Consider the following 358-nt stretch of genomic DNA (forward strand, 5'->3'; position numbering starts at 1 on the left):
ATATCACCTTACCGACGCTTTTCGCAGATTAGCACGTCCTTCATCGCCTCTGACTGCCAGGGCATCCACCGTGTACGCTTAGTCGCTTAACCTCACAACCCGAAGATGTCTCCAGATTGCGAAAATTTGAGAGACTCGAACACACTTAAACAGTGTGTCGTTTCAATTTTCAGCTTGATCCAGATTTTTAAAGAGCAAAATTTCACAATGCACTTCTCAGTACATTTTGAAATTTATCATTTATCAAACAATCTGTGTGAGCACTACAAAGGCAGGTTCTTTAAGGTAAGGAGGTGATCCAACCGCAGGTTCCCCTACGGTTACCTTGTTACGACTTCACCCCAGTCATGAATCACAA

General features: G+C 43.3%; 2 rRNA genes. Both read right to left on the reverse strand.

Annotated elements, in window-relative coordinates:
• Nucleotides 1–92: ribosomal RNA gene (locus ACLH1U_RS25230) — 23S ribosomal RNA — on the reverse strand; the annotation flags it as partial.
• A 194-nt stretch (nucleotides 93–286) separates the two neighbouring features.
• A 16S ribosomal RNA gene (locus tag ACLH1U_RS25235) occupies nucleotides 287–358 on the reverse strand; the annotation flags it as partial.

The organism is Klebsiella sp. 1SOBk5mer, assembly GCF_046603115.1.
Lineage (GTDB): Bacteria > Pseudomonadota > Gammaproteobacteria > Enterobacterales > Enterobacteriaceae > Klebsiella > Klebsiella quasipneumoniae.